The organism is Kitasatospora sp. NPDC059146 (genome assembly GCF_042786665.1).
Taxonomy (GTDB): domain Bacteria; phylum Actinomycetota; class Actinomycetes; order Streptomycetales; family Streptomycetaceae; genus Kitasatospora.
On record NZ_JBHZCY010000110.1, the window covers coordinates 19,291 to 31,604 of the forward strand.

Sequence of the window (12,314 nt, forward strand, 5' to 3'; positions counted from 1 at the left end):
AGTCTTGACCCTTTCGTGACCCGCACCTAGCCTCGCACGCATGAGGATCTCGGCGGGCACCGCTACCGGTGGCTCCCTGGTGCCGATCGTCGGGTCGGCCGTCGCCGTCCTGCTGGTGATCGCGGTGCTGGTCGTGCTGGTGTTCAGGCGCTCACGGGCCGCCCGGCGGCAGGCGCTGGCCGAGGCCGGCCGCCGGCAGGACGAACTAGCGCGGCGCGAGGATGACTTGGCCGAGGAGCTCCGCCGGCTGCGTCAGCGCGAGGACGAACTGGCCGCGCGCTCGGCCGAGTTGGAGCACTCCCGGGGCGAGGTCGAGGCGCTCGCGGCCCGCCGGGCGGCGGCCCTGGAGCACGCCGCCGGGCTCTCCGCCGAGCAGGCGCACGCCCAACTGCTGCGCGAGGCCGAGGAGTCGGCCCGGCGGGAGGCGGCCGTCACGGTCCGGGAGATCGAGCGCGGGGCCAAGGAGGAGGGCGAGAGCCGGGCCCGGTCCATCCTGGCCGGGGCGATCCAGCGGCTGGCCTCGGAGCAGACCGCGGAGACCGCCGTCACCGTCTTCCGGCTGCCGGGCGAGGAGATGAAGGGCCGGATCATCGGCCGCGAGGGCCGCAACATCCGCGCCTTCGAGGCGGTCACCGGCGTCAACCTGATCATCGACGACACCCCGGCCTCGGTGCAGCTCTCCTGCTTCGACCCGGTCCGCCGGGAGGCCGCCCGGCTCACCCTGGAGCAACTGGTCGAGGACGGCCGGATCCAGCCGAGCCGGATCGAGCAGGTCCACGAGCGCAGCCGGGCCGAGGTCGAGCAGCGCTGCGTCCGGGCCGGCGAGGACGCCCTGCTGGACGCCCGGATCGGCGGGCTGCACCCCGAACTCGTCCGCACCCTGGGCTCCCTGCGCTACCGCGCCTCCTACGGGCAGAACGTGCTCGGCCACCTGCTGGAGTCCGCGCACCTGGCCGGGATGATGGCCGCTGAACTGGGGGTGGACCCGGAGCCGGTGCGCCGGGCGGCGCTGCTGCACGACATCGGCAAGGCGCTCACCCACGAGGTCGAGGGCAGCCACGCGGCGGTCGGCGCGGACTTCGCCCGGCGGCACGGGGAGTCCCCCGAGGTGGTGCACGCGATCGCCGCCCACCACGGCGAGGTGGAGCCCCGGACGGTGACGGCCGTGCTGACCCAGGCCGCGGACGCCTGCTCGGGCGGGCGGCCGGGGGCGCGCAAGGAGTCGCTGGAGCTGCACGTGCGGCGGCTGGCCCGGCTGGAGGAGATCGCCCGTTCGCACGAGGGGGTGGCCGAGGTGTACGCGATGCAGGCCGGGCGCGAGGTGCGGGTGATGGTCCGGCCGGACACGGTGGACGACCTCGGGGCGGAGCTGATCGCCCGGGAGGTGGCCCGGCAGGTCTCGGCGGAGCTGACCTACCCGGGCCAGATCCGGGTGACGGTGGTGCGGGAGAGCCGGGCCACGGCGGTGGCGGGTTAGGGCCTGTCTGGCGGATCTTGCCAGGCGCGCGACGCCGGGCATCCCGCCTGGACGCACGCCCGAATCGCCCAAGTACGTCCAGTACGAGGCCGACTCGGGCGCACGCCCAGCCGGGCGCCCAACGCCGCGCGCTGATCTGCCAAGATCCGCCGGACAGGCCCTAGGCCTTAGCTCTGGCTCGCCGAGTCGACCTGCTGGGGTTCGGGTTCCGGCGCGGTCCCGGGCTCGGGCTCGGGTTCCGGCCCGGGCGGGCCGGCGATCGGGGCCGGGCCGCCGCGGGCGTGGTCGGCGAGGGCCAGGAGGTCCTCGGCGGCGGCGCCCTGGGTGACGCCGACCAGGTGCCCGTCCGGCCGGATCAGCAGGACGGTGTGCGGCCCGGCGCCCGGGTACTCCTCGGTGACCAGCACCTCGGCGGGCACCGGCAGCGCGGCGCAGACCTCGGCGAGCCGGGGCATCAGGCCGGCGCCCAGCCAGTGCTCGGCCGACCAGACCGCGGTGCCGGGGGCGACCAGCAGCAGTAGGAAGGTGGCGCCCAGCCGGGCGTGCAGGTGGTCCGGGGTGCCGTCGGCGGCGAGCACCGGGAGGTCCGGGACGAGTACGCCGGGGGCGGTGGCGGGCAGCAGTTCGCTGAGCGAGGTGGTGCCGCGGGCGCCGCGCTGGACCGGGACCCGGCCGGGGACGCCGGAGGGCGCCGCCGGGTAGGCGGGCGCGCCGCCGAAGCGGCCGCTGCCCAGCTGGCCGTCGGCGAGCATCGGGGCGTGCTTGCGGAAGCCGCCGACCAGCAGTGAGCGGCGGGTCTGCTGCCAGCCGCGCAGCGGGCGCAGCAGCGGCATCGACTGGTCGACGGCGCGCAGCCGGGCGCCGACCGCGCCGCGCCGCTCGGCCTCGTAGCCGTCCAGCAGCGAGCCGCCGGGCTGGGGGCCGCCGGAGTGGAGGTGCCAGGCGAGGGCGAGCCGCCAGGCGAGGTTGTCGGCGTCGCGCAGCCCGTCGGCGAGGTTCTGCATGCCGAGGGCGCCGTGCAGGTGGGCGGCGTCGCCGGCGAGGAAGCAGCGGCCGTTGCGGAAGCGGGCGGCGAGGCGCTGCTGGGCGGTGTGGTCGGCGGCCGCGAGCAGCTCGTAGCGGGGGAGTTCGCCGCACCAGCCGGTGAGGGTGGCGGTGACCCGGGTGAGCAGGGTGTCGCCGGTGACGACGCCGGGCCAGGTGGCGTGCGGGTCGACCTGTTCGGTGGGGGCGGGGCGGCCGGGGGGCAGGCGCCAGTCGATCCGCCAGACGCCGTCGGGCAGCGGGCGGGCGGTGGCCTCGCGGTCGCCGCGCCACGGGGGTTCGCGGTGCAGCCGGGCGCCGTCGAAGGGCAGGTCGACCCGGACGGTGGCGATGGCGTTGCGGTCGACCGCGGGGCGGCCGGGGAAGCGGATCTTCAACAGCTTGCGGACGGCGGAACGGGCGCCGTCGCAGCCGACCAGGTGGCTGCCGCGCCACCAGGTGCTGGAGCCGTCCTGGGTGCCGTGGGTGCGGACGCTGACCCCGTCGCGGTCCTGTTCGAGTTCGACCACCCGGTTCAGCGGGACCAGCCGGACCAGCGGGGTGCCGGTCAGGGCGTCCCGCAGTCCGCGCTGGAGGCGGTGCTGGGGGAGGTGGAAGGTGGGCGAGTCGGTGAGGTCGATCTTCAGCACCTCCTGACGGCGGCGCCAGACCTCGAAGGTGTCCCACAGGGCCGAGTCGGAGACGGCCCGGGAGTAGCCGATCCGGGTCAGGAAGGCGGTGGTGTCGGCGCCGAGGACGACGCTGCGGGGGCCCTCCGGGCAGAGCCCGGAGCCCTCGTCCAGGACGACGGTCGGGACCTCGTGCCGGGCCAGCGCGAGGGCCAGGGCCAGACCGACCGGTCCGGCCCCGACCACGATCACCGGATCCATGCGGGGACCTCCGGGGACGAACCGGCCCATGGGCCGGCGTCAGTTACCGCTGCCGCATATGCCGCGTGGATGCTCCCGGGAGGTGTCACGAAGAGCAATGCAACAGTTCGCCTGGGTGTCCGTCAAGCAGCAGATGAAGTGCGCCGGTTCGCGCCGCGACGGCCACGTGCTTCGATCCACCGCGCGAGCGCGGTCAACAGGAGGCACAGGACGATGTAGATCGGGGCGATCACCAGGACCACGGGGATGTAGGGGAAGCCCGCGGCGTTCAACGGCTGGCTGGCGATCTTCTTGCCCATGAACAGCAGCTCGTTGTACGTGATGATGTAGCCCAGCGAGGTGTCCTTGAGGGTGACGACCAGCTGGCCGATCATCGTCGGCAGCATCGAGCGGACGGCCTGCGGCACCAGGATGCCGGACATCACCTGGGTCTTGCGCATCCCGAGGGCGTACGCCGCCTCGCCCTGGCCGCGCGGCACGGCGTTGACGCCGCTGCGGATGATCTCCGCCTGGACCGCGCCGTTGTACAGGGTGAGGCCGAGCACCAGCGCCCACATCGGGTCCTTGGCGAAGAACGCGTAGTAGAGCGCGACGATCAGGATCAGCAGCGGCATCGCCCGGAAGAACTGGACGACCGAGGTGCAGGTCCAGCGGACCGGCTTGTGGTCGGACAGCTGTCCGGCGGCCAGCAGCGCGCCCAGGGTGAGCGAGAGGGCGGCCGCCAGGCCGAAGGCCTTGAGGGTGGACAGCAGGCCGTCCACGATCATCTGCTGGACGAAGGTGTACTGGAACGGGTCCCACAGGTCGGCGTCGAACTGGCCGTTGTCGGCGAGCGCGGAGACGACGTACCAGAGCAGGCCCGCGATGCCGATCGCCCCGAGGACGCCGAACAGGCGGTAGCGGGCCCGGGCCCGGGGGCCGGGGGTGTCGTAGAGGACGCTCGCCGACGCCTGGCGCTGGAAAACACTCATGCGCCCACCTCGCTGCGCTCGGCAGGGGCATTCGCCCACACGCGCCTCTCGATGATTCGCTCGCTGCGCTCGCTCATCGGGCCACCGCCAGTCGGGATTCCAGGAAACGGAAGAACGAGGCGACCGTCGCGCTGATCAGCAGGTAGGCGCAGGCCACCCAGAAGAAGATCGCGAAGATCGAGTAGCCGCGTTCGGAGAAGGTCTGCTGGGCGCTGTACAGCTCGCCGACGCTGAACGCGCCGGCGATCGCCGAGTTCCTCGGCAGCGCGATGAACACGCTGCTCATCGGGGCCAGCACCGTCCGGGTGGCCTGCGGCAGCACGACCAGGGTGAGGGTCTGGAAGAAGTTCATGCCGAGGCTGCGGGCGGCCTCCGCCTGGCCGAGCGGCACGGTGTTGATGCCGGAGCGGATCACCTCGCAGACGAACGAGGCGGTGTACCCGCCGAGCGCCAGCACCGCGAAGACGAGGTGGCTGAAGTGCACGCCCAGCGGTGGCAGGCCGAAGGTGACGGCGAAGAACAGCAGGGTCAGCGGGGTGTTGCGGAACAGCGTCACCCAGGTCGTGCCGAAGGCGCGCAGGACCGGCACCGGGGAGACCCGGAAGGCCGCCAGCAGGGTGCCCAGCAGCAGGGCGAGCAGGGCGCTGAGCGCGCTCAGCTCGATCGTCTGCAGGAAGCCGTCGCGGAACAACGCGAAGTTGTCCTGCTCGAACAGGAACCCCATCCGGCGGCCCTCCTCTCACAGATGGTCAGGGGCGGACAGTGTGCGGATCAGTAGCGGTCGAGGGTCGGGACCGCCGGGGCGGCCGAGCCGGACGCCCCGAGGGTGGCGTCGTAGGCCTTCTTCCAGTCGCCGTTGTCCTCGTGGGCCTTGAGGGCGTCGCTGATCGCGTCCCGCAGCGCCTTGTCGTCCTTGTTGAGGCCGACGCCGTAGTTCTCCTTGGTGAAGGGCTTGCCGACGACCCTGAGCTTGGGGGCGTACTTGGAGGCGTAGCCGTTGAGGATCGCGTCGTCGGTGGTGACCGCGTCGACCTCGCCGGAGAGCAGCTTCTCGACGCAGGCCGAGTAGGTGTCGAACTGGGTGATCTTCGGGTTGTACTGCTGGATGTTCTTGATCGAGGTCGAGCCGGTGGCGGTGCAGACGTTCTTGCCGCTGATGCTCTCCGGGCCGGTGATCGAGGTGTTGTCCTTCTTCACCAGGAAGTCCTGGCCGGCGATGTAGTACGGGCCGGCGAAGGAGACCGTCTTCTTGCGCTCCTCGTTGATGCTGTAGGTGCCGACGTAGAAGTCGATCTGGCCCTTGGCGATGGCCGGCTCGCGCTGCGAGGAGACCAGGGTCTGCCACTTGATCTGCTGCGGGGTGAAGCCGAGGTCGGCGGCGACCATCTTGGCGATCTCGATGTCGAAGCCGCTGCGGTCGCCGCTGGCGACGTCCTCCCAGCCGAGGTTCGGCTGGTCGGCCTTGGCGCCGATGATCAGCTGGCCGCGCTTCTTGGCCTCGGCCAGCACCGCGGAGTCGATCTTGACGTCGGTCTTGACCGTGTAGGTCGGCAGCGCCGGGGCGTTGCTGGCGCTCGCCGCGTTGTTGGAGGCGGCGGGGGTGCCGTCCTTGCCGCAGGCGGCGGTGGCGGTGAGCGCGACGGCACAGAGCGCCACGGCGAGGGTGCGGGAAGTCCTCATGAGGGTTGGTCTCCTGGGGCTGGGCCACGGTGTCGACCGGGCTCTGGCGTCTGGAAGTCGGTACACGTGCGGGGTCGGCCGGCGTCCTTGCCGGCGGCGGCCCCGGTGGTCTGGGAGGCGGTCCTGAACGGTCCCGGCCGGTTGCGGCCGGCCCCGGGCGTCAGTGGTGGAGGATCTTGGAGAGGAAGTCCTTGGCGCGGTCGGAGCGCGGCGCGGTGAAGAAGGCGTCCGGGGTGTTCTGCTCGACGATCTTCCCGTCGGCCATGAACAGCACCCGGTTGGCGGCGGAGCGGGCGAAGCCCATCTCGTGGGTGACCACGACCATGGTCATGCCGTCGGCGGCCAGCTGGCGCATGACCTCCAGCACCTCGTTGACCATCTCCGGGTCGAGCGCCGAGGTCGGCTCGTCGAAGAGCATCACCTTCGGCTTCATCGCCAGCGCCCGGGCGATCGCCACGCGCTGCTGCTGGCCGCCGGAGAGCTGGGCCGGGAACTTGTCCGCCTGGGCCCCGACGCCGACCCGGTCGAGCAGCTCGCGGGCGGTCTTCTCGGCGTGCCCGCGGAGCACCTTGCGCACCTTGACCTGCGCCAGGACGACGTTCTCCAGCACGGTCTTGTGCGCGAAGAGGTTGAAGCTCTGGAAGACCATGCCGACCTCGGCGCGCAGCCGCGCCAGCTCCCGGCCCTCGGCGGGCAGCGGGCGGCCGGACAGGGTGATCTCCCCGGAGTCGATGGTCTCCAGCCGGTTGATCGTCCGGCAGAGCGTGGACTTGCCCGACCCGGAGGGGCCGATCAGCACCACGACCTCGCCCTGGCGGATCTCCAGGTCGATGTCCTGGAGCACGTGCAGCGCGCCGTAGTGCTTGTTGACCTTGTTCAGCACGACCAGCGGGGCGGCTGCGGGGGTGGAGTCCTCGACCGGGCTCTCGGACATCGCGCCTGCTCCCTACTGTGTCGAACTGGGGTGAACCCTGCCTGCCCGGGAAGTTCCAACTCCCTTGGGCGGCAATGGTGATAAGAAATCCGGGAGCCGCGACCGGCGGAGCCGCAGCCCCCGGTGGGGCGACCATAGGAGCGGTGACGGTGCCCCGTCAGCCGATCTGAGCGGAACTTGAGGATCACGAAACGGCCACGCGATCCGTACGTACTGTTCGCGAGTGCGTCGACGGGGCATGTCACAGCGGGGATCCGTGCCGGTGCTCGCCGTCCCCCGCGAGCCCGGTCCGCGGGCGAACCTGGCGCCGGGCCGCCCGCTGGCCCATACTGCGCAGGACCGGTCCCGGACCGATCGGTCCGGTGATCACAAGGGGGAAGGAGGAGAACAGGATGCGACTGCTGCTCGTCGAGGACGACGAACGCGTGGCCGCGGCACTGGTCGCGGTGCTCGGCCGGCACGGCTTCCAGGTGCGGCACGCCCGCAGCGGGCACGAGGCGCTGGACGCCCTGGTGCCGGACGGCAACGACCCGTACCGCGTCGTGCTGCTCGACCTCGGGCTGCCCGACCGCGACGGCTTCGAGGTGTGCAGCCGGATCCGGGCCGGCAGCGGAGTCCCGGTGATCATGGTGACCGCCCGCGCCGACATCCGCTCCCGGATCCACGGTCTCAACCTGGGCGCCGACGACTACGTCACCAAGCCGTACGACATGGGCGAACTGCTCGCCCGCATCCACGCCGTCGCCCGCCGCGGCGCCCAGCCGTCCTCGGTCGCGGTGCCCGCGCCCGACGCCGTGCCGCAGCAGCGCGGCCCGCTGGAGTCCCGCGGCATCCGGATCGACCGCGAGCGCCGCCGGGTCAGCGTGGACGGCCGCGACGTGCCGCTCACCCGCAAGGAGTTCGACCTGCTGGCGCTGCTCGCCCAGAGCCCCGGCGTGGTCTACCGGCGCGAGCAGATCTTCAGCGAGGTCTGGCGCAGCGGCTGGGAGGGCAACGGCCGCACCCTGGAGGTGCACATCGGCTCGCTGCGCAACAAGCTGGCGCTGCCCGGCCTGGTCGAGGCCGTGCGCGGCGTCGGCTACCGGCTGATCCCCGACTCCCCGGCCTCCCCCGGGTCCGACCGGACCCCGCCCGCCCCCGCGGAGCACTGACCGCACGTGCGCACCCGCCTGCTCGGCATCCTGATCGCCCTCATGCTCTGCGTCCTGGCCGCCCTGGGGCTGCCGCTCGCGGCGGCGTTCGCGGCGGCCGAGCAGAGCAGGGTGGTGGTCGACCGGCTCGACGACGCCGCCCGCTTCGCCCAGGACCTGCCCACCTCCGGCGCCACCCTGGACTCCGCCCGCAAGGGCGACCCGGAGCCCGCCCCCGGCGACCTCAGCCGGCGGCACGCGATCGCCACCGAGGTCCAGCGCTACTACGACCTGTACGGCGTCCGCCTCGGCATCTTCCAGCGCGACGGCACGTCGATAGCGGTCGCCCCCCGCGACTGGGGGGTGCCCGCCGTCGGCTGGGGCGCCCAGGCCTTCCAGGAGGCGTTGGACGGGCGGCGCAGCCACAACCCGCCGCAGGTCTGGCCGTGGACCGAGGACCGGACGATCACCGTCGCCGCCCCCGTGGTGCGCGACGGCGACGTGGTCGCGGTGGTGCTGAGCGAGTCGCCGACCGGGGCGCTGCGGGCCCGGGTGCTGCACAAGTGGCTGGTGCTGGCCGGCGGCGAGGCGGCCGCGATGGCCGTCGCCGTGCTGCTGGCCGTCCGGCTCACCGAGTGGGTGCTGCGCCCCGTCCGCACCCTCGACCGGGCCACCCACGACATCGCCACCGGCCGGATGGCCGCCCGGGTCGCCCCCGGCGGCGGGCCGCCCGAACTCCAGCGGCTGGCACGCTCGTTCAACGAGATGGCGGACCACGTGGTGCACGCCATGGACCAGCAGAAGGCCTTCGTCGCGGACGCCTCGCACCAGCTGCGCAATCCGCTCTCGGCCCTGCTGCTGCGGGTCGAGGTGCTCGGCCTGGAGCTGCCCGAGGGGCACGAGGAGGAGCTCAGCGGCGTCCGGGAGGAGGGCACCCGGCTGGCCCGGGTGCTGGACGACCTGCTCGGGCTGGCCACCGCCGAGCACGCCCGCCCCGAACCCGAGCAGACCGACCTCGCCCGGCTGACCCTCGCCCGGGTGGACGGCTGGCGGCAGGTCGCCGAGCAGCGCGGGATCGAGCTGCGCTGGGACGGCCCGGCGCTGGCGATCGGGATGGCCGACCCGATCGGCTTCGGCTCCGCGCTGGACGCCGTCCTGGACAACGCGCTCAAGTTCGGCCCGGCCGGCAGCCAGGTGCTGTTGCGGGTCTCGGTGTTCCGGGACGAGGTCGCGGTGACCGTCAGCGACACCGGGCCCGGGCTGACCGAGGACGAGCTCGCCCGGGCCGGGGACCGGTTCTGGCGCAGCGCGCGGCACCAGAACGTGGACGGCTCCGGACTGGGCCTGTCCATCGCCCGCACCCTGCTGGCGGCGGGCGGCGGCTCGCTCGGCTTCGCCCCGGTCCGGCCGACCGGGCTCGCGGTGACGCTGGCGGTGCCGCGGCCGGGACGGCCGTAGCACCCGGGGCCGCCACGGCCTGCCGCGGCTCCTGCGGCTCCTGCGGCTCCTAGGGTTTCACCGAGCGGTAGTAGCGCGCGGCGCCCGTGTGCAGCGGGAGCGGGTCGGTGTAGACGGCGGTGCGCAGGTCGACCAGCTGGGCGGCGTGCACCTGGGCGCCGATCTGGTCCCGGCTGTCGATCACCGCCCGGGTCATCCCCTCCACCAGCCCCGGGTCCACGTCGTCCCGGGTGACCAGCAGGTTGGGCACGGCCATGGTGGCGACGGCGTCCTTGGGCTCGGCGTTCGGGTAGGTGCCCTTGGGCATGGTGGCCGCCCGGTAGGCGTCGACGCCGTCGCCCTCGGCCTTGTGCAGGGCCTCGGACAGGTCGCCCAGCGGGACGACCCGGATCCGCATGTGGTCGGAGAGGTCGGTGAGCGCGCTGGTCGGCAGGCCGCCGGACCAGAAGAAGGCGTCGATCTTGTGGTCGCGCAGCTCGTCCGAGCCGTCGCTGACGCCCCCGGGGACGGGGGTGATGTCGTGGTCCGGGTCCAGGCCGGCCGCGGTCAGCAGCCGCCTGGTGACCAGGTTCACCCCGGACTGCGGCAGGCCGACCCCCACCCGCAGGCCCTTGAGGTCGGCGGTGCGGTGCACCGGGGAGTCCGCCGGGACGATCAGCTGCAGGTAGTCGTCGTACAGCCGGGCGATCGCCCGGAGCCGGTCCTTGCCCTGGCCCTGGTAGGCGGCGACCGCGTCGGCGGTGGCGATCGCGAAGGTGTCCTTGCCGTCGATCACCCGGCGGAGGTTGTCCACCGAGCCCTCGGAACTGTCCAGGGCCAGCCGCACCCCCGGCATGGTCTGCGAGACGTGGCTCTGCAGCAGCTGCCCGTACCGGTCGTAGACGCCGCGCGGGACGCCGGTCGCGAAGCGGGTCTCCCCGCGCGGGTAGCCGGGCGAGCGGCCCGCGGACAGCCACCAGCCGCCGAACCCGGCCACCAGCAGCACCAGGACCAGCACGGTCCGCCACAGCGGGCTGCGGGCCGCGCGGCGGACGGCGGCGCCGAGTCGTGACGGATCGGTGGGGGTCATGCAGGGATAGTGCCAGGCGCCCGGGCCGAACGGGAGGGGAACGACCGGTGGAAAGCTCGGGGAGCCGTTCCGCGAAGATCCGGGGAAAGGCGGTCCGCGGCTGCCCGTACCCTGGTCTGGTGAGCGGTGAGAGCGGATTGAAGAGCTACAAGGTCGTCACGCACGGCTGCCAGATGAACGTCCACGACTCCGAGCGGCTGTCCGGCCTGCTGGAGGACGCGGGGTACGTCAAGGCCGGTGCCGAGGGCGACCCGGACCTGGTCGTGTTCAACACCTGCGCGGTGCGCGAGAACGCCGACAACAAGCTGTACGGCAACCTCGGGCAGCTCGCGCCGGTCAAGGGCCGCCACCAGGGCATGCAGATCGCCGTCGGCGGCTGCCTGGCCCAGAAGGACCGCGAGTCCATCGTCAAGCGCGCCCCCTGGGTCGACGTGGTGTTCGGCACCCACAACATCGGGCACCTGCCGGCGCTGCTGGAGCGGGCCGCGGTCGAGCGCAAGGCCCAGGTCGAGATCCTGGAGTCGCTGGAGACCTTCCCCTCCACGCTGCCCACCCGCCGCGAGTCGGCGTACGCGGCCTGGGTCGCGATCTCGGTCGGCTGCAACAACACCTGCACCTTCTGCATCGTCCCGGCGCTGCGCGGCAAGGAGGAGGACCGCCGCCCCGGCGACGTCCTCGCCGAGATCGAGGCGCTGGTCGACGAGGGCGTCATCGAGGTGACCCTGCTCGGCCAGAACGTCAACGCCTACGGTTCCGACCTGGGCGACCGCGAGGCCTTCTCCAAGCTGCTGCGCGCCGCCGGGCAGATCGAGGGCCTGGAGCGGATCCGCTTCACCTCGCCGCACCCGCGCGACTTCACCGACGACGTGATCGCCGCGATGGCCGAGACCCCGAGCGTGATGCACCAGCTGCACATGCCGCTGCAGTCCGGCTCGGACCAGGTCCTCAAGGCGATGCGCCGCTCGTACCGGCAGGACCGTTTCCTCGGGATCATCCGCAAGGTCCGCGAGGCGATGCCGGACGCGGCGATCTCCACCGACATCATCGTCGGCTTCCCCGGCGAGACCGAGGAGGACTTCGAGCAGACGATGCACGTCGTCCGCGAGGCCCGCTTCACCAACGCCTTCACCTTCCAGTACTCCAAGCGCCCCGGCACCCCCGCCGCGGAGATGGCCGACCAGGTGCCCAAGGAGGTCGTCCAGGCCCGCTACGACCGGCTGATCGCGCTCCAGGAGGAGATCTCCTGGGACGAGAACAAGAAGCAGGTCGGCCGCACCCTGGAGATCCTGGTCGCCGAGGGCGAGGGCAAGAAGGACGACAGGACCCAGCGTCTGTCCGGCCGCGCCCCCGACAACCGACTGGTCCACTTCACCCGGCCGGACGAGCCGGTGCGCCCCGGCGACGTGGTGACCGTCGAGATCACCTACGCGGCCCCGCACCACCTGCTGGCCGAGGGCCCGACCCTCGGGGTGCGCCGCACCCGGGCCGGCGACGCCTGGGAGAAGCGCCAGGCCAAGCCGGCCGACAAGCCGGCGGGCGTCATGCTCGGCCTGCCGAAGATCGGCGCCCCGGCCGAGCTGCCGTCGGCCGCCCCGGCGGGCGGCGCCTGCTGCGGCGACTGACCCGTGTGACGGAGGCCGAACGGCCCGGCCGGAGCGAGCGCGCGAGTCGCGGCTCGGAGC

At 73.0% G+C, this 12,314-nt stretch carries 10 protein-coding genes; 4 read left to right on the top strand and 6 right to left on the bottom strand.

Features of this window, described 5'->3' with window-relative positions; genetic code table 11:
• The first annotated feature begins 40 nt into the window (after positions 1 to 40).
• Positions 41 to 1,477, top strand: coding sequence for a ribonuclease Y (rny, locus tag ACFXPX_RS33380; RefSeq protein WP_380644329.1), 1,437 nt, complete (start codon positions 41 to 43; stop codon positions 1,475 to 1,477).
• 167 nt (positions 1,478 to 1,644) lie between these two features.
• Here the strand turns inward: rny and ACFXPX_RS33385 are convergent, their stop codons facing one another.
• The 5 genes from ACFXPX_RS33385 to ACFXPX_RS33405 form a co-directional block, all read right to left on the bottom strand.
• Entirely contained in the window at positions 1,645 to 3,390 is a 1,746-nt protein-coding gene (locus ACFXPX_RS33385; protein ID WP_375889395.1) for an FAD-dependent monooxygenase, read from the bottom strand.
• Between the two features lie 122 nt (positions 3,391 to 3,512).
• Complete coding sequence (locus tag ACFXPX_RS33390; RefSeq protein ID WP_375889392.1) at positions 3,513 to 4,361, bottom strand: amino acid ABC transporter permease; 849 nt, start codon at positions 4,359 to 4,361, stop codon at positions 3,513 to 3,515.
• A gap of 73 nt (positions 4,362 to 4,434) precedes the next feature.
• Complete coding sequence (locus ACFXPX_RS33395; RefSeq protein WP_375889390.1) at positions 4,435 to 5,085, bottom strand: amino acid ABC transporter permease; 651 nt, start codon at positions 5,083 to 5,085, stop codon at positions 4,435 to 4,437.
• Between the two features lie 47 nt (positions 5,086 to 5,132).
• Positions 5,133 to 6,041, bottom strand: a complete 909-nt coding sequence (locus ACFXPX_RS33400; RefSeq protein WP_380644330.1) for a glutamate ABC transporter substrate-binding protein — start codon at positions 6,039 to 6,041, stop codon at positions 5,133 to 5,135.
• A gap of 160 nt (positions 6,042 to 6,201) precedes the next feature.
• Positions 6,202 to 6,975 carry an amino acid ABC transporter ATP-binding protein gene (locus ACFXPX_RS33405; RefSeq protein WP_360237471.1) on the bottom strand — a complete coding sequence of 258 codons (774 nt, stop codon included), beginning with the start codon at positions 6,973 to 6,975 and terminating at the stop codon, positions 6,202 to 6,204.
• A 392-nt stretch (positions 6,976 to 7,367) separates the two neighbouring features.
• Between ACFXPX_RS33405 and ACFXPX_RS33410 the strand changes: the two genes are divergently transcribed.
• The gene (locus ACFXPX_RS33410) at positions 7,368 to 8,126 is read left to right on the top strand and encodes a response regulator transcription factor (RefSeq protein WP_375889384.1); all 759 of its coding nucleotides are present in this window, start codon (positions 7,368 to 7,370) and stop codon (positions 8,124 to 8,126) included.
• Positions 8,127 to 8,132: 6 nt separating this feature from the next.
• Positions 8,133 to 9,563, top strand: coding sequence for a sensor histidine kinase (locus tag ACFXPX_RS33415; protein ID WP_380644331.1), 1,431 nt, complete (start codon positions 8,133 to 8,135; stop codon positions 9,561 to 9,563).
• A 49-nt stretch (positions 9,564 to 9,612) separates the two neighbouring features.
• On the opposite strand, the gene ACFXPX_RS33420 is transcribed toward ACFXPX_RS33415, so the two are convergent.
• Positions 9,613 to 10,632: a TAXI family TRAP transporter solute-binding subunit gene (locus ACFXPX_RS33420; protein WP_375889380.1), complete on the bottom strand. Its 1,020-nt coding sequence runs from the start codon at positions 10,630 to 10,632 to the stop codon at positions 9,613 to 9,615.
• A gap of 119 nt (positions 10,633 to 10,751) precedes the next feature.
• Here ACFXPX_RS33420 and miaB point away from each other — a divergent pair, with 119 nt between their 5' ends.
• Positions 10,752 to 12,254, top strand: a complete 1,503-nt coding sequence (gene miaB, locus ACFXPX_RS33425) for a tRNA (N6-isopentenyl adenosine(37)-C2)-methylthiotransferase MiaB (protein WP_380595071.1) — start codon at positions 10,752 to 10,754, stop codon at positions 12,252 to 12,254.
• Positions 12,255 to 12,314 lie beyond the last annotated feature (60 nt).